The 26,249-nt window shown below is 38.8% G+C and carries 23 protein-coding genes; 7 read left to right on the forward strand and 16 right to left on the reverse strand.

From position 1 onward, the window contains the following. Positions 1-2: 2 nt before the first annotated feature. From secD to QT74_RS03930, 4 genes are read right to left on the reverse strand one after another with little or no spacing between them, the layout of a single operon-like run. Positions 3-1,580 carry a protein translocase subunit SecD gene (gene secD / locus QT74_RS03915; RefSeq protein ID WP_033764796.1) on the reverse strand — a complete coding sequence of 526 codons (1,578 nt, stop codon included), beginning with the start codon at positions 1,578-1,580 and terminating at the stop codon, positions 3-5. Next, entirely contained in the window at positions 1,581-1,874 is a 294-nt protein-coding gene (gene yajC, locus QT74_RS03920) for a preprotein translocase subunit YajC (RefSeq protein ID WP_033618145.1), read from the reverse strand. Positions 1,875-1,921: 47 nt separating this feature from the next. After that, on the reverse strand, positions 1,922-3,238 hold the full coding sequence (nhaA, locus tag QT74_RS03925) for a sodium/proton antiporter NhaA (RefSeq protein ID WP_033764798.1): 1,317 nt from the start codon (positions 3,236-3,238) through the stop codon (positions 1,922-1,924). A 24-nt stretch (positions 3,239-3,262) separates the two neighbouring features. Further along, positions 3,263-6,076, reverse strand: coding sequence for a RecB-like helicase (locus QT74_RS03930; RefSeq protein WP_033764801.1), 2,814 nt, complete (start codon positions 6,074-6,076; stop codon positions 3,263-3,265). A gap of 248 nt (positions 6,077-6,324) precedes the next feature. Between QT74_RS03930 and rpsB the strand changes: the two genes are divergently transcribed. After that, a complete protein-coding gene (gene rpsB, locus QT74_RS03935; RefSeq protein WP_000258276.1) occupies positions 6,325-7,119 on the forward strand; it encodes a 30S ribosomal protein S2 in 795 nt (264 codons plus the stop codon). Beyond that, positions 7,119-8,186 (forward strand): translation elongation factor Ts, encoded by a 1,068-nt coding sequence (gene tsf / locus QT74_RS03940; protein WP_033764803.1) that lies wholly within the window; start codon positions 7,119-7,121, stop codon positions 8,184-8,186. The genes rpsB and tsf overlap by 1 nt, the downstream gene beginning before the upstream one ends. A gap of 146 nt (positions 8,187-8,332) precedes the next feature. Here tsf and QT74_RS03945 read toward each other — a convergent pair whose 3' ends face one another. From QT74_RS03945 to QT74_RS03960, 4 genes are read right to left on the reverse strand one after another with little or no spacing between them, the layout of a single operon-like run. Next, on the reverse strand, positions 8,333-9,064 hold the full coding sequence (locus tag QT74_RS03945) for a hypothetical protein (RefSeq protein ID WP_033764806.1): 732 nt from the start codon (positions 9,062-9,064) through the stop codon (positions 8,333-8,335). Next, a complete protein-coding gene (locus QT74_RS08520; RefSeq protein ID WP_033764808.1) occupies positions 9,057-9,953 on the reverse strand; it encodes a type II methylase in 897 nt (298 codons plus the stop codon). The genes QT74_RS03945 and QT74_RS08520 overlap by 8 nt, the downstream gene beginning before the upstream one ends. 12 nt (positions 9,954-9,965) lie before the next feature. Beyond that, positions 9,966-10,169 (reverse strand): hypothetical protein, encoded by a 204-nt coding sequence (locus QT74_RS03955; RefSeq protein WP_033764809.1) that lies wholly within the window; start codon positions 10,167-10,169, stop codon positions 9,966-9,968. Then, positions 10,169-11,041: a class 1 fructose-bisphosphatase gene (locus QT74_RS03960; RefSeq protein WP_033764811.1), complete on the reverse strand. Its 873-nt coding sequence runs from the start codon at positions 11,039-11,041 to the stop codon at positions 10,169-10,171. Before QT74_RS03960 ends, QT74_RS03955 begins: the two co-directional genes overlap by 1 nt. 71 nt (positions 11,042-11,112) lie before the next feature. Between QT74_RS03960 and rpe the strand changes: the two genes are divergently transcribed. Beyond that, positions 11,113-11,766: a ribulose-phosphate 3-epimerase gene (rpe, locus tag QT74_RS03965; protein WP_033764814.1), complete on the forward strand. Its 654-nt coding sequence runs from the start codon at positions 11,113-11,115 to the stop codon at positions 11,764-11,766. Further along, complete coding sequence (locus QT74_RS03970) at positions 11,744-12,607, forward strand: 3'-5' exonuclease (protein ID WP_033764817.1); 864 nt, start codon at positions 11,744-11,746, stop codon at positions 12,605-12,607. The genes rpe and QT74_RS03970 overlap by 23 nt, the downstream gene beginning before the upstream one ends. A 38-nt stretch (positions 12,608-12,645) precedes the next feature. Here the strand turns inward: QT74_RS03970 and hcpG are convergent, their stop codons facing one another. The 5 genes from hcpG to QT74_RS03995 form a co-directional block, all read right to left on the reverse strand. Then, entirely contained in the window at positions 12,646-13,623 is a 978-nt protein-coding gene (gene hcpG / locus QT74_RS03975; RefSeq protein ID WP_033764819.1) for a Sel1-like repeat protein HcpG, read from the reverse strand. A gap of 137 nt (positions 13,624-13,760) precedes the next feature. Beyond that, positions 13,761-14,057, reverse strand: coding sequence for a hypothetical protein (locus tag QT74_RS03980; RefSeq protein WP_000539108.1), 297 nt, complete (start codon positions 14,055-14,057; stop codon positions 13,761-13,763). An 18-nt stretch (positions 14,058-14,075) separates the two neighbouring features. Then, positions 14,076-15,383 carry an NFACT family protein gene (locus QT74_RS03985; RefSeq protein ID WP_033764821.1) on the reverse strand — a complete coding sequence of 436 codons (1,308 nt, stop codon included), beginning with the start codon at positions 15,381-15,383 and terminating at the stop codon, positions 14,076-14,078. Continuing rightward, positions 15,380-16,954, reverse strand: a complete 1,575-nt coding sequence (locus tag QT74_RS03990) for a DNA repair protein RecN (protein WP_033764823.1) — start codon at positions 16,952-16,954, stop codon at positions 15,380-15,382. Before QT74_RS03990 ends, QT74_RS03985 begins: the two co-directional genes overlap by 4 nt. 20 nt (positions 16,955-16,974) lie before the next feature. Further along, positions 16,975-17,829: an NAD(+)/NADH kinase gene (locus tag QT74_RS03995; protein ID WP_033764834.1), complete on the reverse strand. Its 855-nt coding sequence runs from the start codon at positions 17,827-17,829 to the stop codon at positions 16,975-16,977. Between the two features lie 185 nt (positions 17,830-18,014). On the opposite strand from QT74_RS03995, the gene QT74_RS04000 reads away from it, so the two are divergent. Then, the gene (locus QT74_RS04000) at positions 18,015-18,743 is read left to right on the forward strand and encodes an outer membrane protein (RefSeq protein ID WP_033764825.1); all 729 of its coding nucleotides are present in this window, start codon (positions 18,015-18,017) and stop codon (positions 18,741-18,743) included. Between the two features lie 10 nt (positions 18,744-18,753). Here the strand turns inward: QT74_RS04000 and QT74_RS04005 are convergent, their stop codons facing one another. From QT74_RS04005 to QT74_RS04015, 3 genes are all read right to left on the reverse strand, one after another. After that, entirely contained in the window at positions 18,754-20,445 is a 1,692-nt protein-coding gene (locus QT74_RS04005; RefSeq protein ID WP_033764827.1) for a DUF262 domain-containing protein, read from the reverse strand. 138 nt (positions 20,446-20,583) lie between these two features. Next, on the reverse strand, positions 20,584-21,681 hold the full coding sequence (locus tag QT74_RS04010) for an NAD(P)-dependent alcohol dehydrogenase (protein WP_033764829.1): 1,098 nt from the start codon (positions 21,679-21,681) through the stop codon (positions 20,584-20,586). A gap of 267 nt (positions 21,682-21,948) precedes the next feature. Beyond that, positions 21,949-23,091 carry an alanine dehydrogenase gene (locus QT74_RS04015; protein WP_033764830.1) on the reverse strand — a complete coding sequence of 381 codons (1,143 nt, stop codon included), beginning with the start codon at positions 23,089-23,091 and terminating at the stop codon, positions 21,949-21,951. 203 nt (positions 23,092-23,294) lie between these two features. On the opposite strand from QT74_RS04015, the gene rocF reads away from it, so the two are divergent. Then, the gene (gene rocF, locus QT74_RS04020) at positions 23,295-24,263 is read left to right on the forward strand and encodes an arginase (RefSeq protein ID WP_033764831.1); all 969 of its coding nucleotides are present in this window, start codon (positions 23,295-23,297) and stop codon (positions 24,261-24,263) included. A 336-nt stretch (positions 24,264-24,599) separates the two neighbouring features. After that, on the forward strand, positions 24,600-26,249 hold a 1,650-nt coding region (locus QT74_RS04025; protein ID WP_033764832.1), incomplete at its 3' end, for a TonB-dependent receptor family protein.

The raw sequence follows: 26,249 nt of genomic DNA on the forward strand, positions 1-26,249 counted from the left end.
TCCTAAGCTCTTTTATTCACGCCAAACCAAAAGTAAAGGCTTTTTGTTTGGGTGAGTTTAGGCAAAAGGGCTTGATAAATCCCTTGCGTGCCTACAATGGCGGTGATAATAGAGGCTAAAATCCCAATGCCTGTGGTGAGGGCAAAGCCTTTAATCGCTCCTGTGCCATAAGCGTATAACAACACTGAAGCGATCAAAGAAGTGATATTAGAATCAAAAATCGCCCGACTCGCATTGATATAGCCTAAATGGATCGCCTTAGCGATGCCCTCATTCTCTCTTAAGACTTCCCTAATGCGCTCGTTGATAATGATATTAGCATCCACGGCAATCCCCACGGTCAAAACAATCCCCGCCATTCCCGGTAAAGTCAGCGTCGCTCCAAAAATCGCCATGACCGCCACAATCAAAAAAAGATTGACCACTAACGCCAAACAAGCGATCACCCCCGCCATAGAGTAATAAAGCGCCATAAAGCCCATCACCAAAATAAAGCCCCCAATGAGAGCGATAATGGAAGTTTTAACGCTGTCTTTCCCTAAACTCGGGCCTATAATCCTTTTTTCTAAAACCTGAATGGGAGCGCTCATCGCCCCACTCCTTAAAGCGATCGCTAAATCGCTCGCTTGAGCCACGCTAAAATTCCCGCTAATTTGCCCGCTCCCTCCTCCAATACGCTCTCTAATCACGGGGGCTGAATAGACCTTATTATCCAAAACGATCGCCATGCGTTTGCCCACATTCGCGCCTGAAAAATCCCCAAAAATCTTAGCCCCTTGAGCGTCCAAAGTAAAGCTCACCACCGGCTGGTTGTTTTGATCATACACCACTTTAGCGTCCGTAAGCATTTCGCCATCTAAAATAGGGATCGCTTTGAGCAAGATTTTACCCCCCATTTCCACATCAGACAACAACACGCTGCCTAATTTTTGAGCCTCTAAATCCGTCATTTTCATCGCATCTTTATTGTGTTCTTCATCCACTGCCATCATTTGCAAATGAGCGGTTTTAGAAATCAAGTCTTTAGCGCGCCGTTCTTCTTCTAAAGTTTTAATGCCCGGTAATTGCACTGAAATTTCTTCTCGGCCTTGCTGGATGACTATAGGCTCTGCCAAACCAAATTGATCTAAGCGGTTACGGATGATCCCTATGACTTGCAAAATCGTATTTTTACGCAATTCTTCTTGCTCTAAAGGGGTGAGTTTCACGCTATAAAACTCCGCTTCTTTTTTGATTTCAAACTGGCTATGGCCTTGCAACTCCACTAAAAGTGCGTCTAACTTTTTCGCTTCATCTTCATCTAAAAGCTCAAAACTAATCCCTTCTAAACTGGATTTGATGTCTTTAAGCAAGATGTTTTGCTTTTTGGCGTTGTATTCTAATGCAGACGCTAGACTTAAATACTTGTTTTTTAAAGCCTCATCGGTTTGCACCCCTAAAAGCATGTTTAACCCCCCCCTTAAATCCAAACCTAAAGTGATTTTAGGGCCTTTAGTTTCTAGCAAAGAAGGCACAGAAAACCCTACGCCTAAAAGAAGCGCGAAAATAAAAACGATTAAACGAGCGTTAAAAAGTTTCATTCAGTTGTTGTTTGGCGCTGCTTCTTCGTCTAATTTGAAGGCTATATAGTTTTTAGAAAGTTTAGCCGTAGTGTCATCATTGAGTTTCACGCTAAAAAAAGTCGCTTCCGCTTTAAGCACCTCAACGATGAGCCCTCCTTGAGTAACGATCTTATCGCCTTTAGTCAAGCCCTCTATCATTTCTTTATGCTTTTTTTGTTGCTGGCGTTGCGGGCGGATAATCAAAAAATAAAAAATAAGCAATATCACCACTAGGGGTAAAAAAGTCGTTATAATGTCTTTGGTTTGTCCCATTCAATTTCCTTAAAAGATGTTTTAATCTCAAATTATAGCATTTTTAGCTATTTCTTTAAAGCCGCTTTTTGGTCTAGTAAAAATAAATACAAAGCCCCTATGATCCCAGAAATCAAAGATCCGAGTAAAATCGCAATTTTTGCCACTTCCATAGCGTCTTTATGTTCGCTAGTGAAAGCTAGATTAGAAATAAACATAGACATGGTAAAGCCAATCCCGGCTAAAAGCCCTGCCCCTAAAATATGCCACCAGCTGATACCTTTAGGGCGTGCGGTGATTTTAAATTTTTCGCTTATAAAAGTGATGAGGAAAATCCCTAAAGGCTTACCCAAACAAAGCCCTAAAATGACCCCTAAAAGCACCTTATCCACTTCTAAATTAATGCTAGAATCAACGCTCACCCCCGCATTTGCAAACGCAAATAAGGGCATGATGAAATACCCGCTAATGGGCGCTAAAAAATGCTCCAATCTTTCTAAGGGGCTTTGTAAAGCGTTTGCTTTTTCTCCAATGGAGTGTAAGATTTCTTGCTGCTCTTTGGTTAAAAGGACTTCTGAATTCGTCTCTGCGTATCGTTTACCCAATTCTAAAAGCTCTACATTTTTAGAATCTTTAGGGATTTTCACCGGTATCATAAAGGCTAGAACCACCGCAGCAATCGTCGCATGGATACCGCTTTGATGCACGCAAAACCAAAGCAACACCCCTAAAAGCAAGTAAGGGACAAGCGAGCGGGCATTCAAGCGGTTCAATAGCGCTAAAACAAGAACCACCCCTAAAGCCCCTAAAAGCCATGCGAATTTTAAATTCGTGGTATAAAAAAGCGCGATCACCACAATAGCCCCCAAGTCATCAGCCACCGCTAGAGTGATTAAAAAAACCTTTAGAGCGGTAGGCACCCTCTTGCCTAAAAGCATGATCACGCCTAAAGCGAACGCAATATCCGTCGCCATAGGGATCCCAAAACCATGTTGAGAGGGCGTATCAGCGTTAAGGAAAAAATAAATCAACCCTGGAGCTATCATGCCCCCAAGAGCTGCAATCACAGGGAAAGAAGCTTTTTTAAAACTGGATAATTCCCCAAACAACAACTCTCGCTTAATCTCTAAGCCTATCATTAAAAAGAATAACGCCATTAAGACATCATCAATCCAGTTATGCAAACTAAAGCCGATAAAAAAATCCCCTATTTGAAACCCAAAAGGGGTGTGCCATAGAGCAAAATAACTTTCTTTTAAAAACGAATTAGCCACTACCATCGCTAAAACAGCGTTTAAAAAAAGGAAAATCCCCCCAAAAGACTCGCTTTTAATAAAGTTTTTAAGCGTCAAACTGAGCGCGTTTTCTGTTTTTTTGAAATTCATGAGACAACCTTAAAATGTTTAATTTCAAACCCATAATTTTTCAAGCAGTCTTTTATGAGCGTAAATAATGCCCGCTTGTATCTTAAAATGGGGGGCTTGAGTTTGTAAAAACTCGGCGTAATGAGACACTTGCGCTTTGTGGCTTTGTTGGTAATTTTGAGAGCTTTTATAATCTAACACATGCACATTTTGCCCCCTATCCCACAATAAAACATCTATCCTAGACACAACCCCTTGGAATAAAAACGCCACTTCGCCTTTTAGGGCGTTGTTTTTAAAAAGCGTTTGGATTTCCTTATCGTTTTTAAAAAGCTCCAAACTCTCTTCTAGCGCTTGATTATCCAAACCATAAAAACCATAATGGTAGTTCAAATATTTTAAAACGCTTTCTTTAGGAATATGATAAGCGTATTGGTATTCTAAGGCCTTGTGCAAGGCAATACCAAAATTAATCGCTTCTTGGTCGTTATTTTTTTCATAATCAATGTCCGGCTCTTCTTCTATCTCTTGGACTTGCTCGCCATAGGCATGGGGCTTGATTAAAGCGCTTGCGATTAAAGGCTCTTTTTTAGAAGAAGTAACCGGTGCGATTTTTCCCGCTTCTAAAGGCGCAAGATCCAATGTTTCACGCATCTCTTTATCTTTGTCTTTAGCCACGACAATCAATCCTGACTCGGCTCTAGTGAATGCGACATAATACACATTGATTTCTTCATGGTTTTTGAGCGCTTCTTCTTTTTCTAAAGCCCTAGCGTAATCTTTATCCACACTTTCACGATTTTTCATTCTGTAATACAGGCGCGTAAGCTCTGTGCCATTATATTCTTCAAGAAATTTGCTTGTGGGGCTTGAGTTAGGCTTACCCAAGCGTTCGCACACGATCACATAAGGGAATTGCATGCCTTTAGATTTATGAATGGTCATGATCTGTGCGCCTTTTGCATTGAAAGAAGCGATCTCTTTAGCCTCTAATTTTTCTAAAAATCCATCGGCGTCTTCGCACCCAACCGCCAACTCCAAACAGATTTGCGCGCACTCTCCATAAAGCTCAAACAATTCCATCACCTTCCACACAAAGCCTGCCATGCTCTCTTTTTTAGGGTTAAAACTGGGTAGAACGATTGCATCATGCAAGTATCCAGCGAGTTTTAAAACGCTGTGCTTATAAAAGGGCTTGTAAGGTTCTTCCGCTAGAGCGTATTTTAAAGCGTTCTTAATGATTTTAGATTCTACAAATTGAGACAAATTAGCGCTAGATTCCGTGCTTGGGCGAATAGCACTCAAATTCTCTTGCAAATAATTTTTGATTTCTAAAGCGTCCTTATTGGTGGCGCATAAAATGGTAATGTCTTTAGGATCAATACGATGCTCTAAAAGGTTTTGAGCTTCTTGTAAGACCTGATCTAATAACAATTCTCTTTCATCAGCCACTAAAGAGACTTTAACATAGCCGTCTGTAACATGTTTATTTTGAGAAGTTTTAGGGTATTTTTGCTCCAAATAAGCGGTGGGGAAATTTTGATAAGCCTTTTTAAAAATGGTGTTCACATAATTAATGATTAAAGGCGCACTGCGGTGGTTGAATTGTAAATTATCGTGGTAAAAATCCTTAGAAACGCTTTCAAACAAGGAACTAAAACTCCCCCTAAAGGCATAAATGCTCTGCTTGACATCGCCCACAAAGAACACGCTCCTGTGCCATTTTGCTTGCCCTATCCCGGCTTTAATCTCATCAATAAAAGGGGCTAAAATCTTATAATCGTTCAAGCTCGTGTCTTGAAATTCATCAATCAAAATGTGCGCGATCTTGCTGTCCAACCTGAAATAAAAAAACTCCGCCGGCATTTCTTCATAACCATTCAATAAGACATGAACCTTATCTTTAATCGCATCAAAATCTAAGGCTTGGATTTTAGAAGTGGCGTTATCATAAAGCTGGATGAATTTAGGGAATTTTTTAAATATTGCGGTTTCTTTGGCTTCATAATAGCGTTTTAAATCGTTTTCAATTTCTTCGCATTCGCTCTCTAAAGTGGGGATTTCACTTTTAAGTTTTTTGAAAGATTGATATTCGCTCTTTTTTTCAAGCCAGGTTAAAGAGCTGTTTAAAAATCCCCTAAAACTATCGCATTTAATGGCTGTTTTAGCCCTATCTGACGCTGTTTCTATGCTTTGAATTTGTTCGTTTAAGCTCCTTAGTTTTTCTAAAAAACCCTTTTCATCAAATGCTGGCTCTTTTTTATTAGGATCAAATAAATAGAGCTTGTTTTTTAAAAAACGCAACCGCTCTAAAATAGAATCGCTTGTGTAATTATCATAACTTAAGCATTGAGCGATAAAAACGCTCAATTCCTCAAGCTGTTCGTTATTTAAAGCGCTCAAAAAACCCTCATTAAGCTGTTGCTGGTGCGCTTTGGTGTCTTCATTGACTTCAAAATTCGCGCTCAACCCCACAAACCAGCAAAATTTCCTTAAAATGCTTTGAAAAAACGCATCAATAGTGCTGATTCTGATTTCGGCGTTTAAAAAGCGTTGGTAGATTTTTGGAGCGCTATTTCGCACCAAATCAGGGTTTAAATGGTATTTTTCTTCTAATTCTTTCAGGATATTTTGGGCTTTTTCTTTTTCATTTTCAAAGTTTTCTTTTTGCAGAATTTTTAAATAGTCTAAAATGCGCTCTTTCATTTCGGCGGTGGCTTTTTTAGTGAAAGTGAGCGTTAAAATCTCGCTAGGATTAGCCCCCTTAAACAATAGGGCCAAAAACCGCACGCTCAAAGCGAAAGTCTTCCCGCTCCCTGCTGAAGCCTTTAAAGCCATGCATTGTCTTTTTGTATCCATTATAGCTACCCTAAATTTCTATTTTGTACTTATTATAACCTAAAAGCCTTTTTTACTTAAGCTAAAAAACCTTAATCTTTTGCTATAATCATAGGGTTTTGTCGTTTTTTCTATCATTTTAATAGGAACAAGGCAAAGACAGCGTCAAATTCACACATGCTAATCCTTGTATTTAGGTGTTCTTAAGAAATTTAAGAATCAAATGAGCATGGAGGAAGAGAACCAAAATAACTTTAAGGAGCGTATTCATGGTAACCATGAAAGATTTATTAGAATGCGGTGTGCATTTTGGACACCAAACAAGGCGTTGGAACCCTAAAACCAAAAAATTCATTTTTGGCGTTAGGAAAAATATCCATATTATTGATTTGCAAAAAACTTTGCGCTATTTTAGATACACTTATAATATCGTGCGCGATGCGAGCGCTCAAGGCAAGAGCATCATGTTTGTAGGCACTAAAAAACAAGCCAACGAGACTTTGAAAGAATTTGCTGAAAGCATTCAAGTCCCTTATGTCAATTACCGCTGGCTTGGTGGCATGCTGACTAATTTTAGCACCATTAGAAAATCGGTGAGAAAATTAGAAATCATTGAAGAAATGGAAAATAGCGGTCAAATTGATTTATTGACTAAAAAAGAAAAACTCATGATTTTAAGGAAAAAAGAAAAGCTGGATAAGTATCTTGGCGGGGTGCGCCACATGAAAAAAATCCCTGATATGATTTTTGTGATTGATGTGGCTAAAGAAAAAATCGCTGTCGCTGAAGCAAGGAAACTCCATATCCCTATCGTGGCTCCCTTAGACACTAACTGCGACCCTGATTTGGTGGATTACCCCATTCCTGGAAATGACGATGCGATCCGCTCTATTAGGCTATTTTGTAAAGAAATGAGCGAAGCGATTTTAGAGGGGCGAGAACTCATGCAAGAAGAAATCGTCCATGCGGATGAAAATAGCGAAGAGATAGAGTTCGTGAGCAATGAAGAAAAAGAAGAAATGCTCGCTGAAATCCAAAAAGAAATCACTCAAGGAGCCGAATAATGTCAGGAATTAGCGCTCAATTAGTCAAAAAATTAAGGGACTTAACCGATGCGGGCATGATGGATTGCAAAAAAGCCCTTGTGGAAGTGGCTGGGGATTTGCAAAAGGCTATTGATTTCTTGCGCGAAAAAGGCTTGAGTAAAGCCGCTAAAAAGGCCGATAGGATCGCTGCTGAGGGCGTGGTCGCTTTAGAAGTAGCGCCTGATTTTAAAAGCGCAATGATGGTAGAAATCAATAGCGAAACGGATTTTGTGGCTAAAAATGAGGGCTTTAAGGAATTGGTGAAAAAAACTTTAGAAACGATCAAAGCCCACAATATCCATACCACAGAAGAACTGCTTAAAAGCCCGTTAGACAACAAGCCTTTTGAAGAATATTTGCACTCTCAAATCGCTGTCATTGGTGAAAACATTTTAGTGAGAAAAATCGCTCATTTAAAAGCCCCTAGCTCTCATATCATCAATGGCTATGCGCATTCTAACGCTAGAGTGGGCGTGTTAATCAGTATAAAATACGATAATGAAAAAAACGCTCCAAAAGTGGTTGAACTGGCCCGAAACATCGCTATGCATGCCGCAGCGATGAAGCCTCAAGTGCTAGATTGCAAAGACTTTAGCCTTGATTTTGTCAAAAAAGAAACTTTAGCCTTGATCGCTGAAATTGAAAAAGACAATGAAGAGGCTAAACGATTGGGCAAACCTTTGAAAAACATCCCCACTTTTGGGAGCCGCATTGAATTGAGCGATGAAGTTTTAGCCCATCAAAAAAAGGCTTTTGAAAATGAATTAAAAGAGCAGGGCAAGCCTGAAAAAATCTGGGATAAAATCGTTCCTGGAAAAATGGAAAGATTTATCGCTGATAACACCCTTATTGATCAACGCCTGACCCTTTTAGGGCAATTCTATGTCATGGACGATAAAAAAACTATCGCTCAAGTGGTTGCTGATTGTTCCAAAGAATGGAATGATGATTTAAAAATCACTGAGTATGTGCGTTTTGAATTGGGCGAAGGCATTGAGAAAAAGGCAGAGAATTTCGCTGAAGAAGTGGCTTTGCAAATGAAGTGAGATTTTAGAAAACAACTTTTAAAGGTTGTTTCTTCTAACCTTTCAACTTTCTTTATTTAATCTCGTTTTTAAGACTGATCATCAATTTCTTTACGCTAAAAATAAACTCGTGTTTTACAAGAAATAGATAAATGGGTGCAAATATGCTAATGAGTGAGCGTTTTCAAAAATTTTAAGACATTCTGTTCTCTTAAAATGTGGTTAGGCGAAAAGAAGCTTTCAATCTGGTGGTGGTTAGAAAATTCTTTTTTATGCTCATAAGCTTTTCTGATGTAGGGGGCAAACCCAAAAGGGTTTTCTAAATCCTTTAAGGCGTTTTTCAAACTTTCTTCATCTTTATCTAAAGTATCAAAATACTTAAGTAAGATCTCTCTGGTTTCATAACTCAAAATATCTGAGCCTTTAAAAAAAGTGATGTCTGCATTAGCGACTCCATATAGATAAATCGCATTGGGTTTAGGCAGGTTTGAATTCCACATGGGGCGAGAAGTTTGAAGATTTTTTTCACCCTTATCGTTTTTAGAAAACTTGATTTCAATCCCCACCACATGATCAAAAATAAAAACCAAAAAATCAGGGTAATTTTGTGAGCCAAAAGGCTGGTATAAAAAATGGCTTGTAAGGTTTGAAAAAGGGTTTTTAAGGGTGTGTGGGTGATTTTTTTCTAAAACTTGCTTTTTGAGTTGGTTAAAAGCGGTTTTGATTTCCTTATTAGGCTTTTCTTCAATATGGCTTAATTTTTCTGTTAAATCGCCATTGATTTCGCTAAAGTGTTTTTTTAATTCATTCCTAAATTGGTTTTCAAACTGCTCCCCTGTGCTAGAACTTGCAAAAAACTTTCTTTTATTGGTAATTTCTTGGAACACTTTTTCAAGCATGCATTTCCTTTAATTTGCAATATTCTTCCACAAAATCATAAGTAGAAAACCCTAAAACTTGCGTGTTTTTATGAGCGAGTTTGTTGAAATCAATTTTATGGATAATCCTTAAAGCTTCTTTAGAGTGGGCTTTGATGAAAAAATATTGTCGGTTTTTAATCAGTAAATTTGCATTGGTGATCTTTTCGTTGTAATCATAAAAGCCTTGTCTCACCACCGCAAAATCCCATTGGTATTTTTCTTTGTTGAAATATTTTAGGGTGTGTGGCGTGTTGTTGTGAATGTAAGTAATAAAGTCATTATGGCGGATTTTAGGGGGTGCAATGATGCGTTCGTCTTTAAGATTTAGGGCGATATTTTTATGCATATAGATTTGAAAAACGCATTTCACATCATAGGGTCGTTCATTAAAAATAAAAGCGTTTTTCTCTAAATCAGCGTTTAAAACCAATTTTGCACGCTTATCAATGTGTTTTTGAATAGAATAGCGTTTGAATAAATTGGGCAAAATAAACGCTACAATAGGCGCTTCGTTTAAAGATTTGTTTAAAAAATCTAGGGCTAATTTCCCTCTATGCCCAAAAGGAGGGTTGCCAATAATGACACGCTTTTTATCAAACTCAATCAATTCCAACAGATAATCTTTTTTTTGAATGCCTTGAGCTTTAGGGGCAATATCAAGGGCGAGACAATCAGCAATCCCTAATTCTTTTAATGCATCAACAAAGCTCCCACTCCCTGCACTTGGCTCTAAAAAATGGAATGCGTTTAAGTCTAACCCTAGATTTTGAGCGATGAGATCTCTTAATAAATCCAAGCAAAATCGCGCGATTTTGGGGTGGGTGTAAAAAGCGTCTAAATTCTTTTGCAAGGTAGTGTTACTGACCATTTTAATCCCATTTTAATTGAAATCAAATCCGCCCGCTTCGCCCAAACTCATGCTCTCATAAGCCGCATCCACATAGCTGTTGCGGATCTTGCAATTCAAAACCTTCTCGCATTTCAAGCAACTCGTTACCTGCTTTTCTTCTTGGCATGCTTTTAGTTTCAAAAGAGCGTCATTGAAACGCTCTTCATATTCTAATTTTTTAGTGCTATTTTGCATCATTCTCCCTTTAAATATTTTTCTAAAATGTGAGCTTCATGCGGGCTGGCTAAATAGCATTCGCTTTTTTCATGGTAGCTTTCTACGCCTTGATCTAGCAAACGCTTTTTAACCCCCTTATCAAAATAAAACGCTTCCCCTTTAGCTTTTTCAATGATCAAGGCTAAAGGAAAGACTTCAAAAAGCTTTCGCAATTTCTTTTGCGGGTAGGAAAACATTCCGCCTTTTTTAATGAGCACATGATGGACATCGGCCACCATAGACCCTGAGTATCGTAAGCGGTAATTTTCTGCAAAAAACCCTTCTAAAGCCTTTTTCAAGCCCAAAGAAAAATCCTTTTGATTGCCTCCGCTAGCGACGATTTTACCCTTATTTTCTAAAACGATGGTTTCTATAAAATGGAACTTGTTCTGGTAAAACGAGTAACGATAAACCTTGTCTAAAGCCACCACTAATTCAATTTTATGCCCAAAAACCACATAAAGGCTTGCGACCAAATTTTGCGCTTTATAATCCTTTTCATAAACCCCTATAATCGTGCCTACTAAGAAATTCGCCTCCATGACTGAACTCCCATCTAAGGGGTCATAAGCGATCAAGTAAGAGCCGTTTTTTTTAGTAACAGGCGTTTCTTTTTCTTCGCTAAAAACGCTTTTGATGTTTTCTAAACTCAAAAAATTTTCTTCTAAAAACTTATCTAGGGCTAAATCCGCTTTAATAGGCGTATCCCCACTGCTATTTTCTAACTTAGTGTAACTCCCAGCGTCTGGTTTTTCTAAAATCTCTTGAGCTTTTTTAACCCCTTTTTCTAAAAGACTGATAACTTCTATAACAATGTTTGCATGCGCGCCTTTAAAATGTTTGTAATCCATGAAAAACCCTTTTATGATTTGATTAAAGATGCTAATATTTTACTTGAAAACATTGAAAATAGGGAAGTATTTTGAAAGTAGCCCCAAGCCTTTTGAGCGCTGATTTTATGCATTTAGCCAAAGAAATAGAGAGCGTGAGCAACGCTGATTTTTTGCATGTAGATGTGATGGATGGGCATTATGTGCCTAATTTAACGATGGGTCCTGTGATTTTAGAGAATGTTACCCAAATTAGCAAAGTGCCTTTAGATGTGCATTTAATGGTAGAAAATGCGAGCTTTTTTGTAGAATTATTCGCCCCCTTAAAACCAGCAATCATTAGCGTTCATGCAGAAAATGAAAAACACCCCCACAGAGTGTTGCAACTCATTAAGAGTTTAGGCATCACGCCAGGAATAGTGTTAAACCCACACACGCATGAAGAAAGTATTAAATACTTGCTAGAAAGCGTGGGGTTAGTGCTTTTAATGAGCGTGAATCCGGGCTTTGGCGGGCAGAAGTTCTTAGATTTGGTGCTAGAAAAATGCTTGAAAGTCAAAGAAATGATCAAGCGCTACAACCCTAGCTGTCTTTTAGAAGTGGATGGGGGCGTGAATGATCAAAATATCTTTGAACTCCAACAAGCGGGTGTGGATGTCGTGGTTTCAGGAAGTTATATTTTTAAATCTAAAGATCGTAAGCTGGCTATTGAAGGCTTACAGAATGTCAATAAACCTCTTGCATAAAGATATTCAAGCCCTAATCGCTCGCTTAAAAAACCAGGATTTAAGCTTGGGCATGCTAGAAAAGTCGCTCTCTCGCCTTATCTATGATGAAATCAATTTGGAATATTTAAAAGCGTGCGGGCTTAATTTCATAGAAACAAGCGAAAATTTAATCACGCTCAAAAACCTTAAAACCCCCCTTAAAGATGAAGTTTTTTCCTTTATTGATCTAGAGACCACCGGATCTTGCCCCATAAAGCATGAGATTTTAGAAATCGGGGCCGTGCAAGTGAGCGGTGGGAAAATCATTAATCGTTTTGAAACCCTCGTGAAAGTCAAAAGCGTGCCTGATTATATTTCTGATCTTACAGGCATTACTTATGAAGACACCCTAAACGCCCCAAGCGTTTATGAAGCCTTGCAAGAATTGCGGCTTTTTTTGGGTAATAGCGTGTTTGTGGCCCATAACGCTAATTTTGATTACAACTTTTTAGGGCGTTATTTTGTGGAAAAATTGCATTGCCCTTTATTGAATTTAAAGCTTTGCACTTTGGATTTATCCAGGCGCGCGATTTTGTCCATGCGCTATTCTTTGGGTTTTTTAAAAGAGCTTTTAGGGTTTGGCATAGAAGTCAGCCACAGAGCCTATGCGGACGCTTTAGCGAGCTATAAGCTCTTTGAAATATGTTTGTTAAACTTGCCTAATTATGTCAAAACCACGATGGATTTGATTGATTTTTCCAAATGCGCTAACGCTCTCATCAAAAGACCCCCAAGAGCCAGACACCAAGAGATCCCATCGCCATTCCCTCTTTTTGAAAGGACAAAAGGTTTGTTAAATACCATCAAAGCAACCAGTTAAACAAAGCCGTTTAATGGGGTTTGATTAGAGCTAGGATTTTATTGTTGTTGTTCTTTGAGAATATCGCATGCTTCTTTTAATCCTAACTCGCAACTCTTTTTAAGGTTTTCTGTCGTTTGTTTTTCATCTTTTGCTACGCCTTTACCCTCATTATAAAACGCCGCTAGGGCGTAACACCCTTTAGCATCGTTCAATTCGCAAGCTTTAGCAGAATATTCAAAAGCTTTTTTAAGATCCTTTGTTACGCCTTCGCCATCACGATAAAACTCCCCTACAAGCGTGCATGTCAGAGCCTCGTTCAATTCACAAGCCTTAGAGTAATATCCAAAAGCCTTTTTAAGATCTTGCGTTACGCTTTCGCCAAAAAAATAATCCCCTCCTAGTTTAGAACACCCTTCACCATTATTTAATTCGCAAGCTTTAGAGTAATATTTGAAAGCTTTTTTAAAATTTTGCGTTACGCCTTCACCATTATGATAAATATCCCCTAAAATTGCACAGCCATCGCCATAGTTTAACTCGCAAGCTTTAGAGTAATATTCTAAATCTTTTTTATCTTTTTTCAAACCCTTTATCATGTCGTTATAAAAGGTTGCTGACAGCATACACCCCTCAACATTATTTAACTTACAAGCTTTAGAATAATATTCTAAAGCATTTTTAAGATCGTTTGCATTAAAATAAAACTCTGCCAAGTCCTTGCATTTTTCAGCATCGTTTGATTTGCAAGCTTTAGCAGTAGCCGTGTGTTCAAGAGCTTTTTCAATGCTTTCTCTTGCACTTCCTTTTAGGATGACTTTAGAATAAGCCTCTCTTAAGATCGTGCAACCATCAGCATCGTTTAATTTACAAGCTTTTTCAAAGTATTCCTTAGCTCTAGTGAAATTTTTATCCGCATAAATAGTGATACCTGAAAATATAAGCTCTTTAGGGTTTGACTCTGCCATTAACCCCCCTAAACACAACGCCCCCAAACACAAAACCCTAAAAACCGCTTTTTTGACACCCCTTAACATGGTGCATTCCCTTTTGTTAAAAATATAAGATTCTATTGTGATTGATATTGATAGCTAAAATCTTTTAATGTTTAAAAAACGGGGACTTGATTATTTTATTTTAAACTCATGAAAGGATAGGGGTTATTCGCGACACCCTACCCCACAATATCCAGCAAATGTTCTTCATGCCACAATTCAATTTCTTCTTCTTCCAAGCCAAACGCCTTAGCCCTTTGGCTGTTTGGATAGCGGTTTTTGGAGCCTTCTTTAGAGTCCTTATCGCTAATGGCTTGCATGTTTTCTAACGCCCTTGTTTCCTGGGCTAGTTCAAGCTTACTTTGAAAGCTTTGCGCTAAATCCAGCATATCACTTCTTGCACCCTGTTGGATAGCAGAATTTAAAGGAGCGTTTTGGTTGATATAAGTTACATTGCCTAAAGCTGAAACACCCATGCTAACCTCCTTAAGTGTTTAAGTGTCCTTTAGACTAATAGTTCGGTATTTTGAGTAAATGACATTAGCTCCTTTGATGATTTTGACAAATTTTCGTTGCGTGTAGTCAATTTCGTAACTATTAAACGCATCTTTTTGCATTTTAATCAACATTTTGGCTAATTCCATAATGATCTCATCTTTGGGCGTATTCTTTTGGCAAAAAACGATCAAATGCGATCCAGGAATATCTCGCACATGCATCCATAAGTCATTCGCTCTTGCGTCTTGTAAAAGCTTGATATTCTCTTTTTGGTTTTTCCCTAAACCGATTTTAAAATCCTTATAATACAGCACTTCATACCCGCTCATCGGGCGTTTGATTTTAGAATTTTTAAAGGGCATAAACATTTCTAAAACGCTTTCTTCTTGCGCTCCTTTAACATAGTTGATTTGATTTTCTTTGAAGGCGATTTTTTCTTTTAGATTTTCTTCTTCTAAATACAAGAATTGCGATTTTTGTTTCTTTTTTTTGCTGAGAGTGAATTTTTTATTGATAAAAGCGTTTAAGGGCATGCTCTTATCAATTTCAATTGTGCATTCTTTATCTTCAAAATCCTTTAAAACCACGCGGCTTTCATGCCTATGAATTAAATGCTGGTAAGTGAGTAATAAAGAGGCTTGAGTTTGCAATTCTTTGGCTTCCAATTGTAAATTTTTAGGATCTTCTAATTTTTCTAATTTTTCTTTCAAGCGTTCTTTTTGAATATTTAATCGCTTGATGATTTGATTTTTTTTGTGTTCCAATTCTTTGTGTTGGTAAAATAAAAAATCTTTTTCTAATATGTCTAACAATCCCTTAAAATCCAAATCCTCTTCTTGATGCTCGTAAATATTAGGAGGCAATGCCCCTAAAATATCGTTTTTAGCGACCCTGTCATTAAAACGAAAGGCCTCTATCACGCATTTTTCTTGATCTAAAATCATGAGGTTGGCTTTTTTAGGGATCATTTCTAAACGCAAAATAAAATTTTCACTCTTATAAGCTAAATCTTTAGCGCCTGTGATTTCTAAAATCCGATCGTTATCAATGATGTTTGCTTGTAAAATTTTGGCGTTTTTAGTGAATTTATTCAAACAAAAATCTAGTGCTAAAGTGTTTTTTAAAACGCTCTCTGGGGGTTTTTTAGACAAACCGATATAAGGCGCGTTCAAATCCACAATAAAGGCGTGTTTTTCTTTAGAAAAAGCCTCTAATAAAAAACTAGACGCGTTCAAGCGTTTGAGGTTAAAATGCGTTTGGGTGTTTAAAAATTCGCTGAATTTCTTTAAAAGAAAAAATTTCATTCTTGCGCCTTTAATTTTTCCTTAGCGAAAGAAATCGCGCTCTCTATATTCTCGCTCCCCCCTATCATGCGTGCGATTTCTAAAACCCTTTCTTCGTTATTAAGGGTTTTTGCAAGGCTTTTGTGGTTTTCTTTGAAGACTAAAATATGGTTTTTAGCGAGCGCTGGGATATGGACTTGGTGCGAAATGGCAAAGATTTGCGAATGGCTGCTCAAGGTTTCAAGGGCTTTAGAGACCGCCAAACTCTCTTCGCCGCTCAGGTTGGAATCCATTTCATCTAACACCAACACGCCTTTAAAATCCTTTAAAAACTCCATTTCTAAAAGCATGAACGCCAATCTCAAACGGCTGTATTCTCCAGAGCTTAAAGTCTCTAATTGGGAATTTTGTAAATGCAAAACGAGTTTTTGAGCGCCTTTTTCGCTCATGGGGGCTTCTTCTAAGATCAAACTGGGGCTTTTTAAGAGCAAATCTTTCGCTTTAGCGCTTAAAAGAGCGTTAAAACCGGCTAAATACTCTTTTCTAAAGCCGCTTATTTCTTCGCACAATTTCAAGCATTCGGTTTTTAATTGTTCTATTTCTTTGTGGTAAGTTTCGCAATGATGGTCAATTTCTTTTAGGTTATGCAATTCGTTTTTAACATGCACTAATCGTTCTTTAGCATGCATAATGCTCCCGTAATCCTTAATGATCCCGCTTAACATGCCAAGCCTTTCTAGCACTTTTTCAATATCCAAACGCTCGCACTCTTCTAATTTAGCCTGCTCTTTTTCCAATAAAGCGCTCGCCTCTAACAAAGCGCTTTTTAAAAACTCCGCGCTATGGCCCACGCTCTCTAAAGCATGCGTGATTTTATGGGTATTTTCTAGCACCTCTAACGCCAGAGCGATTTTATCGTTCAATTTTTCCTTACTAGAGAGCAATTTTTTTTGCTCTAAAAGGCGTTCGTATTCGTCTTCTTTTAAATCCAGTCTCTCTAATTTCATTTTTTCAAAATTCAATCGTTCTTCTAAATCCTTTTGGAAACGCTTTTTATCCTCTAGCGATCGTCTTTCTTTTTCTAGCTTTTCTAAATGGGTGAATTTTTCTTCAAGCGCGCCTAAAAGGAGGCTAAACGCCTTGTTTTTGTTTTGAATATAGCCATCCAGTAAGGAGAGCATTAAAATATCATTGAGTTCATTCTGGCTGAATCTGTCGTTAGATAGGCGTTTGATCAAACCTTTTAATAACGCTTTGAGCGCGTTTTTAGACAGGCTCGTTTGGTTTAAAAAATAGCGCGTTTTTTCTTTTTTAATCACGCTGATGACTAAAGGTTCGTGGTTATCTTCTCTAAAAATGCCGTATTCTTCCGTGTCTAAAAAAGGCGCGATCAATTCCACTTCAATGTTTGAAGCGTTGCTCTCTTTAAGCCCAAACGCCCCTAAAAGGCTCGCAATAAGAACGCTTTTTCCCACCCCACTAGCCCCACTAATCGCGCTCAAGCCGTCTTTAAACTCTAGATCCAATTTTTCAAAAACGGCGTTTTGACGCACTTTTAAGCGTGTGATTTGAGCGTTATTGAAATCTCGCATGTTTTTACCCTTTTATTTTTTTATCTTTTTTTGCTAGGGCTTTCCCCCCATAAGAGCTTTTCTTTAAGCACTTTAAAATAATCCCTTGAATTTTTTTGTAAGAGTTTGGTGGTGGTGGGGCTTTTTTGAATGTATAGGGGTTGGTTGGCTTTTAAATCATAGGTGGCTTGCCCATCAATAACCACAAGAGCGTCTTCATGAGCGCAAAAGTTCAAGCAAAATTCCGCTCCTAACACTAAAGGGCGTTGCGTTAAAGAAAAATCGCACAAGGGCGTTAAAATATAGCTCTGGCTTAAAGCATGCACAATCGGCCCATGAGCGCTCAAATTATAAGCGGTCGAGCCTAGGGGCGTGGCAATGATAAGCCCATCGCCTTTATAGGTGTTAAAGGGCGTATGGCCTGCATAAGCTTTGATGTCTAAAACCCCTAAAGCTTTTTTTTTAGCGATCACGATTTCATTGATCGCATAAAAAGAGGTTTTTCCAATACGGCCCTCTAAAGCCAAATGCTCTTCTAATTTGATCCTATCTTGTTTAAGATCTTGTAAGAAATCTTTCAAACCATTCAATTCAACCGCACTCAAAAACCCTAAATTCCCAATTCTCACCCCAAAACACGGCTTGTTATAAGAATGCGTCATTCTTAACGCCCCTAAAATCGTGCCATCGCCCCCTAAACACAAAAACGCATCAGCTTTTTCTATCAATCGTTCATCTTTTGCCCCATCAAGGCTATCAATCACAAAGCTTTCAAACCCCTCATCTTCTAAAAGCTTTAAAACCCATTCTTTAGCCTGCTCTAGCTCTTCAAAAAGGGGGTTTTGATAATGAGTGGGCCGCACAAACACGCCGATAGTTTGATGTGAATCTTTCATGCGTATATTGTAGCTTAAAGCTTGAAACAAAATTTTAAAAAAGGGGGTTTTAATTGCTTTTTTATCATCTTGTGTAAAGTTCATGAAAAGTTTTTATTGTGGTTAATGTTTCATTTTTTAAACTTTTTTAATTGTTTTTTGGGTATTCTTTTTAAAAATGTAAGCACTATATTAAGGAATCACACATGAAAAAAATTTTTTCTCAATCTTTGTTAGCTTTGGTTGTTTCTGTCAATGTGCTACTGGCCATGGATGGTAATGGCGTGTTTATAGGGGCGGGTTATTTGCAAGGACAAGCCCAAATGCATGCGGATATTGACTCTCACAAACAAGCCACTAACGCTACTATCAAAGGCTTTGATGCGCTTTTAGGGTATCAATTTTTCTTTGGGAAATACTTTGGCTTGCGTGCTTATGGGTTTTTTGACTACGCTCATGCCAATTCTATTAGGCTTAAAAACCCTAATTATAACAGCGAAGTGGCGCAATTGGCGGGTCAAATTCTTGGGAAACAAGAAATCAATCGCTTAACGAGCCTTGCTGATCCTAAAACCTTTGAGCCAAACATGCTCACTTATGGGGGGGCTATGGATTTAATGGTTAATGTCATCAATAATGGCATCATGAGTTTAGGGGCTTTTGGTGGGGTGCAATTGGCCGGCAATTCATGGCTTATGGCGACGCCGAGCTTTGAGGGCATTTTAGTGGAGCAAGCTTTGGTGAGCAAAAAAGCCACTTCTTTCCAATTTTTATTCAATGTGGGGGCTCGCTTAAGGATCTTAAAGCATTCCAGCATTGAAGCGGGCGTGAAATTCCCCATGCTAAAGAAAAACCCCTATATCACTGCAAAAAATTTGGATATAGGGTTTAGGCGCGTGTATTCATGGTATGTGAATTATGTGTTCACTTTCTAGGGGTGCTTCCCTAGAGTGCTAGCACGCTCTCAATGATTTTAATCAGCTCTTCTTTTCTTTTTTCTAAGCTTTTGGGCGTCCATTCTGTGTATTTGTGTGCAATATCTATGGTCATCTTATAACAGGTCATCACCTTAAAAGGTTTCTTCTTGTTTAACTTGATTTCTTCTCCCATGTAGATTTTCTTTTTATCTTTGAAATCCAAATTTGAAGCTTGAGAGTTTATCTTACCCCCTAAAAGCGTGAGGTTGGCTAAAGAATGCGTGTATAATTCCCTTTCTTCTTCGCTAAAGTCTTTAACCCATTGGCTTGAAGGATCGGGTTCTTGGGGTAAGATGTGTTCAACATGCAGATTTTTATCCATTTGAATGCACTTGGGACAATCGTCATCGCTCATGAAATATTCCACTAAAATGAGAATGGGTTTGAGATACGGATTCTTTGTGGGTTGTTTTTCGTATACATGGCTGTCTCCCAGGTTTTCCTTGAAGTGTTGCATTACGCTGTATAAGGCTAAATTTGTTCTTGCGATAGAGAGAATGTGTTCCATGCTTTTCTTTTCTTTCAAGGCAATAATAATGTTGCAACAAGTTTGGCTGCGTGTGGATTTTGTCTGCCCTGCAACCCAATCTTGGTAATAAAACTTAACTAACAATTCCTTTAAAGCCTCTATGTCTTGATCGCTATAGTGGTGCAATATGCTAGTGCACAAAATAACATGCAAATAATCGTCGTCTTTATACGAGAGCAAATGAGCATGCCGATCTTGCATTTCTAATATCTCGCAATAAGCGTTATAGAAATCTTCTACGCCCTTAAGATATTCTAGGGGGGGTTTGTTAAGTATGTTGAACCAAGTAACGAGCCTTTTTTCCATTTTTTCTTTAGAAGTTACCGGATTGAGATAATCTAAATACCAACTGAATAAGGTTTCTATTGTTAAATCGTTGTCCGAGCATTTTTGGCTTAAGGCGTTCCAACGAGACACAAGCTTTTTTTGATCCTCTTCTTTAGCCAATTCTTTTAACAACTCTCCCTTAAAAATATCTGTCGCATTCAAAGCCAAACCTCTAGTGTTTAAAACATTAAAAATCCTTAACGCCTTGTCTATGTTTGGGCAAATGATGGTGATAAATTTAACATTAAAATACAGCCATTTAATAAACTTGTTAATGTCTTCAATCTCTTTCTCTCTAAGATAGTCTTTTAAACAAACCGCATTTTTTAGGTAATTGTTCTTATTATTTTTATTCTTGCTTGCTTGAGAGTCGTTGAAATGTTCTAATGCATCTTGAAAATCATATTCAGCGTTAGACCCTATAGTGTTAAAACTCAGTCGTTTTCTTTCTGTATACCTATCTTTCCAACTCTCTTGTAAATATTCTAAATACTCAGGGTCTAAACCATTATAAAGATCGGCTAAAACTTTTGCCAACAGAATGAAAGTGCTTAAGCGTTGCTGTCCATCTACAATATCATAGGTTTCGGTTTTGGAATTGGGATCGGATTTGACTAAGACTAATGAGCCGCAAAAATAATCGCTTTCTCTGTCATCTTCATAATTAAAAAACAAATCGTCTAAAAGCTTTTCGCAGTTTTCTTTTGTCCATTGGTAAGGGCGTTGGTAGATAGGGATTTGATAATAGAGTTCTTTTTTTAAAGTATCTTTTAAATACCACTCATAGCTATCAATTTTGGCCATAAAAACCCCTTGTATAATTTAAGGTAGATTATAACATTAAAAAGTGTTTTTTTTTTTTGAAATATTTATACGCATTAAAACGCATAGTTTTTGTTAGAACAGACAGAAAAGAACCCCTAATTTAGGGGTTTTTGGGGTTTATTTCTTAAAATTTTCCATGGATTTTTTCATATCAATCACATAGCGGAAATTCCCTTGCCCGTTTAAGAGTTTGTCCCAAGTCGCATCAATTTCTTGACCGGTAACTAGCTCAATCTCAGGGTAAATGCCATGCTTGATGGAAAAATCCATCATTTCTTGGGTTTCTTTCACGCCCCCAATCCAAGAGCCATAAACCTTATGATTGCCTGAAAACAGCACCAAATCGCCAAAATCCAAATTCCTTTGCGGATCTTTTGGGGGGATACCCACAACCGCCACTTCACCGCCATATTTTAATAATTTCGTGTAAGCGAGCAAGTCATATTGCGTGGGAATGCTAGAAATGATTAGATCAAATTTTTCTTTGCATTCTTCTACGCTTGTATAAAAGTTAGTCGCGCCTAGTTTTTGAGCCATTTGCTTTTTCTTGTCGTTCCTTGCGAACACGCTCACTTGCGCTCCCATAGCCACGGCGTATTTTAAAGCCATATGCCCCAACCCGCCAAAACCAGCGATACCCACTTTAGAGCCTTTAGCAACTTTAGAAAATTTTAAAGGCGAATACACGGTAATGCCCGCGCAAAGCAAGGGGGCTGCTTTGTCCAATGGGGCTTCTTTAGGGATAGAAATCACAAAGTTTTCGCTCACCACGATATTGTTAGAATACCCGCCATAAGTAGGCTCATTATTGTGGAAAGAATCTTCCCAGCTGTAAGTGTAAATGGTTTTGTTGTTTTCGCACCATTGTTCTTGGTGTTCATGCTTACAAGTATGACACTCACCGCAAGAATTTACCATGCAACCCACTCCAGCGTGATCGCCTACTTTAAACTTCGTTACCTTAGAGCCAACCGCACTCACCACCCCAGCAATCTCATGCCCAGGCACCATAGGATAAATTCCAGGCAACCAATCGCTATGAGCGAAGTGAATATCCGTATGACAAATTCCTGAAAAATGGGTGTCAATGACAACATCGTATTCGCCCATGGCATGGCGGCTATGCTCCCATTCGTGGAACTTTCCGTCTTTGTTGTCTATCGCAAAACCTTTAAAAGGCACTCGTTGGTTGTTACAATTGCAAGCGTTATGCATAAAAACTCCTTAAAACATCAAAGTATCATTCAGTCTTATTTGTAGTTTTAACAACAAGGAAAAAAAGGATTTTTGTGTGTTTCTGTAACCGTCAAACAGGTTCAAAAGAAGAGTGTTTGTGCGTTTCTGTAACCGTCAAAAATTTAACAAAAACTATTAAAGGCTAAATGTGGAAAGATTTTAAGGGATTTATGCTTAAAGCTTTCTTAGGCTAAAGGAAAACCTTTACTCTAAAGCAACCTTTAAAACCCTTGCTAAAGCTTATTTTTAAAGCTCCTTTAAAATCTCTAAAGGCGATTTGAACGCTAGATTGAACGCTTTAGCGATGCCTTCTTGGGTGATATAGCCGTTATAAGCGCTCAAGCCTCCAAGGGTGTTTGCCACGATTTTAGTGTTGGCTTTTAAAAAACCCTTCAAGCCATGTTCTAAATAATACAACAAATACGGCACGCTCGCATGGCTATAAGCCGTAGAACTCGTTTTAGCGACAATCCCTGGCATGTTCGGCACGCCATAATGCAATAAATCCTCTTCCACATACACCGGGTTAGAATGGCTTGTCTGGCGTATGGTCTCTATGCACCCCCCTAAATCGCAAGCCACATCAATGACTACCCCTTGTTTTTGCATGTATTTTAAATGCCTTCTTAAGATCACTTTAGGGGTTTGGCTCGCTGTAACTAACACCGCTCCCACTAGCCCCACCGCTCCGCTTAAGGCTTGAATGATATTGGCTTCATTCACGCTTAAAACTTCTAAATCATACAAATGGTAATAGGGGTGGTTTTGTAATTTAGCGTAGTCTAATTCTAAAATCGTTACTTTAGCCCCCATTTGGCTTAAAACTTTCGCGCTCTCCATGCCAACCACACCGCCTCCAACCACGACGATTTTAGCCCTTTGCGCGCCCGATAAACCCCCTAGCATGACCCCCTTACCCATAAACCCTTTAACATGCTCTAAAGCCAATAAATAATGCTGGACTAAATGCGCGGCCAACCTCCCAGCCACCACGCTCATAGGCGCTAAAATAGGGTAGTCGTTTTTAGGCCCGGCAATGGTTTCAGTGCAAATAGAAGTGATTTTTTTATTAATAAACATTTCGCACAAGCTTTTTTGATACGCTAGATCCAAGTAACTAAACAGCGTGGCTTTTTCTTTTAGTAAATGGTATTCATGCTCTAAAGGCTCTTTGCATTTGACCACCAAATCCTGCCCCCACGCTGTTTTAGAATCCACGATTTTAGCCCCCACGCTTTCATACGCTTCGTTACTATAACCGCTATTAGCACCGGCATTATTTTCTACTAAAACCTCCACGCCCTTTTGAACGATTAGCGCCACATCATCAGGCACCAAAGCCACTCGTGATTCTAAATCCATGCTTTCTTTGACTAGCCCAATAGTCATGTTAATCCTTTAAATAGTAGTGTCAGTTATGATTATATTCGCTCAATAAGATATTTGTAGTGTTTTTCTGTCAAAAACTTGAATGGTTTTACTCTTTTACACAATGAAATTGTTCTATTTATTATCCATTTTCTTAATTAATAATTGGTTGTTAATTTTGGTTTAGAATAAAAATATGAGAGGGGATTTGAAGGAGTTATAAAATGATTTTAGTAGGATTAGAAGCGGAGTTAGGAGCGTCAAAAAGAGGCACTGATAAAGGGGTTAGGCGTTTGAGAGAAGTTTTGAGTGCGACGCATGGCGATGTGATTAAAGGCATGCAAACGATCACTCAAGAGCGGTGCGTGCTTTATAAAGAGTTTAGATACGCTAAGAATTTTGAAGATTACTACCTTTTTTGCAAAGAAAATTTGATCCCTTGCATGAAAGAAGTGTTTGAGAAAAAAGAATTTCCTTTGATTTTAAGCTCAGAGCATGCGAACATGTTTGGGATTTTCCAAGCCTTTAGGAGCGTTCATAAAGACAAAAAAATAGGGATTTTGTATTTAGACGCGCATGCGGATATTCATACGGCTTATGACAGCGATTCAAAGCATATTCATGGCATGCCTTTAGGCATGGTTTTAAATCGTGTCCGTAGCGGGTTTAATCGCATGAGCGAGAGCGAAGAAAAGGCATGGCAAAAGCTTTGCTCTTTGGGGTTAGAAAAGGGAGGGTTAGAAATTGATCCTAAATGTTTGGTGTATTTTGGGGTAAGAAGCACCGAACAGAGCGAAAGAGATGTGATTAAGGAATTGCAAATCCCTTTATTTAGCGTGGATGCGATAAGAGAAAACATGCAAGAAGTGGTTCAAAAAACCAAAGAATTATTAAAAGCGGTGGATATTATTTATCTCAGTTTGGATTTAGACATTATGGATGGCAAACTTTTCACTTCTACCGGCGTGCGTGAAAATAACGGGCTGAGTTTTGATGAATTAAGGCAATTACTGGGCTTGCTTTTAGAAAATTTTAAAGACCGATTAGGAGCTGTTGAGGTAACCGAATACAACCCCACGGTGAGCGTCAAACACAATAACGAAGAAGAAAAGCAGGTTTTGGAAATCTTGGATCTCATTATTAAGTGCTGTAAAATTAAAGATAAGAAGCACTCTTTTGCAATGAGTTACTGATCGCTTTTCAAACCAAACGATAAAAAGTTGAAAAAAGGGGCGGTGTTTAGATGGAAGGTTAAACCACTTTGAGCGTCAAAGAATGTCTTGTGTGTTTTGAGAACGCATGCAAGCTATCTGTGTGTCAAAAATGGGTATTTTCTACTAAAACCAAGCGAAATCAAAAAAAAAAAGATTTTCATGGGATTAATAAAATTTCAAGAATTTTATGATAAAATCCTGCATGTTATTAAGTTTTTTTAGTTTTTATTACCTACGACTGCTATTGGCGTTGGTGTGATTCTACTTAAAAAATTTAAACAACTTTTAAATCTCTCAAAACGCAAGGAGTTTGTGTTGCATAAAAAAGTTCTGTTGGCTTTGACTGCTAGTTTGATTTGCCAAGAGTCTTTGTTCGCTAAGGATAAAGACTACACTTTGGGCAAGGTTTCTACTGCCGGTAAAAAGGATAGATCTGACTATTCTGGGCAGGTCAATTTGGGTTATAGCGGGATTACCGCGCCTAAGAGTTGGCAAGATGAAGAAGTGAAAAAATACACAGGAAGCCGCACGGTGATCTCTAACAAAGCGCTCACCCAACAAGCTAACCAAAGCATTGAAGAAGCTTTACAGAATGTCCCCGGTCTGCAAATTAGGAATGCGACAGGTGTAGGGGCTATGCCCACTATCCAAATCCGTGGCTTTGGAGCTGGAGGTTCAGGGCATAGCGATGCGACGCTGATGTTAGTTAATGGTATTCCTGTTTATATGGCCCCCTACGCCCACATTGAGCTAGACATTTTCCCTGTTACCTTCCAAGCCATTGATCGCATTGATGTGATTAAAGGTGGAGGCAGCGTGCAATATGGGCCTAACACTTATGGGGGTATTGTCAATATCATCACTAAGCCTATCCCTACTCAATGGGAAAACCAAGCGGCTGAAAGGATCACTTATTGGGCTAAGGCTAGAAATGCCGGGTTTGCCGCTCCCCCTGATAAAACCGGCGATCCTTCTTTCATCAAGTCTTTAGGCAACAACCTCCTCTATAACACTTATGTGAGGAGCGGAGGGATGATCAATAAGCATGTGGGTATCCAAGCGCAAGCTAACTGGGTTAGAGGCCAAGGCTTTAGGGACAATAGCCCCTCTAATATTTCAAACTATTGGCTAGATGGGATCTATGACATCAATGAAAGCAATGGGATTAAAGCCTATTACCAATACTACGATTTTGCTATCGCTCAACCGGGATCACTCAGCGAGCAAGATTACAAAATAAACCGCTTCGCTAATTTGCGCCCCTTAAACCAAAAAGGCGGACGCTCACAACGCTTTGGGGCTGTGTATGAAAACCGCTTCGGGGATTTAGACAGAGTGGGTGGGACTTTCAGCTTCACTTACTATGGGCAGTTGATGACTAGGGACTTTCAGGTAAGTTCTAGCTACAATAGCGCTAACACGGTTACTTGCTTTAGCGAAGCGGCATGCAGGGCGGCAGGACTTCCGGCAGGGTATAACTTGGCTGTGCCTTATTATGCCACTAACTACAATGGTTGGGCAGAAGTAGAAAACCCTGTGCGCTCCATTAACAACGCTTTTGAGCCTAAAGTGAATCTGATCGTCAATACCGGGAAAGTCAAGCAAACCTTTATCATGGGCTTGCGTTTCATGACCACCACTTTTTTACAGCGCCAATACTTAAACACCAATGAATGCGCCACCAAAACGAGCGGTGAGGGGGCAGGATTCTTGTGTGAGGGTGCTAATGTGATGAGCGGTTGGAAACCCCACATCAAGCATGGCGTTTATAGAAACTGGAATAACTGGCGTAACAATTACACAGCGGTTTATTTGAGCGATCGCATTGAAGCTTGGGACGGGCGCTTTTTCATCGTGCCTGGTTTGCGCTACGCTTTTGTGCAATACAACAACGAAAATGCGGCTAATTGGGCGCAAATCCCTGAGAAGGATTTAAGAAAAATCAAGCACATGAACAATTGGATG

It is taken from the genome of Helicobacter pylori SA213A (assembly GCF_000476275.1).
In the GTDB taxonomy this organism is placed as follows: Bacteria; Campylobacterota; Campylobacteria; order Campylobacterales; family Helicobacteraceae; genus Helicobacter; species Helicobacter pylori_CL.

What these genes read in the sequence shown, in the direction of transcription:
- secD (WP_033764796.1), bottom strand. Translation starts at nt 1,580, where the DNA reads ATGAAACTTTTTAACGCTCGTTTAATCGTTTTTATTTTCGCGCTTCTT.
- yajC (WP_033618145.1), bottom strand. Translation starts at nt 1,874, where the DNA reads ATGGGACAAACCAAAGACATTATAACGACTTTTTTACCCCTAGTGGTG.
- nhaA (WP_033764798.1), bottom strand. Translation starts at nt 3,238, where the DNA reads ATGAATTTCAAAAAAACAGAAAACGCGCTCAGTTTGACGCTTAAAAAC.
- QT74_RS03930 (WP_033764801.1), bottom strand. Translation starts at nt 6,076, where the DNA reads ATGGATACAAAAAGACAATGCATGGCTTTAAAGGCTTCAGCAGGGAGC.
- rpsB (WP_000258276.1), top strand. Translation starts at nt 6,325, where the DNA reads ATGGTAACCATGAAAGATTTATTAGAATGCGGTGTGCATTTTGGACAC.
- tsf (WP_033764803.1), top strand. Translation starts at nt 7,119, where the DNA reads ATGTCAGGAATTAGCGCTCAATTAGTCAAAAAATTAAGGGACTTAACC.
- QT74_RS03945 (WP_033764806.1), bottom strand. Translation starts at nt 9,064, where the DNA reads ATGCTTGAAAAAGTGTTCCAAGAAATTACCAATAAAAGAAAGTTTTTT.
- QT74_RS08520 (WP_033764808.1), bottom strand. Translation starts at nt 9,953, where the DNA reads ATGGTCAGTAACACTACCTTGCAAAAGAATTTAGACGCTTTTTACACC.
- QT74_RS03955 (WP_033764809.1), bottom strand. Translation starts at nt 10,169, where the DNA reads ATGCAAAATAGCACTAAAAAATTAGAATATGAAGAGCGTTTCAATGAC.
- QT74_RS03960 (WP_033764811.1), bottom strand. Translation starts at nt 11,041, where the DNA reads ATGGATTACAAACATTTTAAAGGCGCGCATGCAAACATTGTTATAGAA.
- QT74_RS03970 (WP_033764817.1), top strand. Translation starts at nt 11,744, where the DNA reads ATGTCAATAAACCTCTTGCATAAAGATATTCAAGCCCTAATCGCTCGC.
- hcpG (WP_033764819.1), bottom strand. Translation starts at nt 13,623, where the DNA reads ATGTTAAGGGGTGTCAAAAAAGCGGTTTTTAGGGTTTTGTGTTTGGGG.
- QT74_RS03980 (WP_000539108.1), bottom strand. Translation starts at nt 14,057, where the DNA reads ATGGGTGTTTCAGCTTTAGGCAATGTAACTTATATCAACCAAAACGCT.
- QT74_RS03985 (WP_033764821.1), bottom strand. Translation starts at nt 15,383, where the DNA reads ATGAAATTTTTTCTTTTAAAGAAATTCAGCGAATTTTTAAACACCCAA.
- QT74_RS03990 (WP_033764823.1), bottom strand. Translation starts at nt 16,954, where the DNA reads ATGCGAGATTTCAATAACGCTCAAATCACACGCTTAAAAGTGCGTCAA.
- QT74_RS03995 (WP_033764834.1), bottom strand. Translation starts at nt 17,829, where the DNA reads ATGAAAGATTCACATCAAACTATCGGCGTGTTTGTGCGGCCCACTCAT.
- QT74_RS04000 (WP_033764825.1), top strand. Translation starts at nt 18,015, where the DNA reads ATGAAAAAAATTTTTTCTCAATCTTTGTTAGCTTTGGTTGTTTCTGTC.
- QT74_RS04005 (WP_033764827.1), bottom strand. Translation starts at nt 20,445, where the DNA reads ATGGCCAAAATTGATAGCTATGAGTGGTATTTAAAAGATACTTTAAAA.
- QT74_RS04010 (WP_033764829.1), bottom strand. Translation starts at nt 21,681, where the DNA reads ATGCATAACGCTTGCAATTGTAACAACCAACGAGTGCCTTTTAAAGGT.
- QT74_RS04015 (WP_033764830.1), bottom strand. Translation starts at nt 23,091, where the DNA reads ATGACTATTGGGCTAGTCAAAGAAAGCATGGATTTAGAATCACGAGTG.
- rocF (WP_033764831.1), top strand. Translation starts at nt 23,295, where the DNA reads ATGATTTTAGTAGGATTAGAAGCGGAGTTAGGAGCGTCAAAAAGAGGC.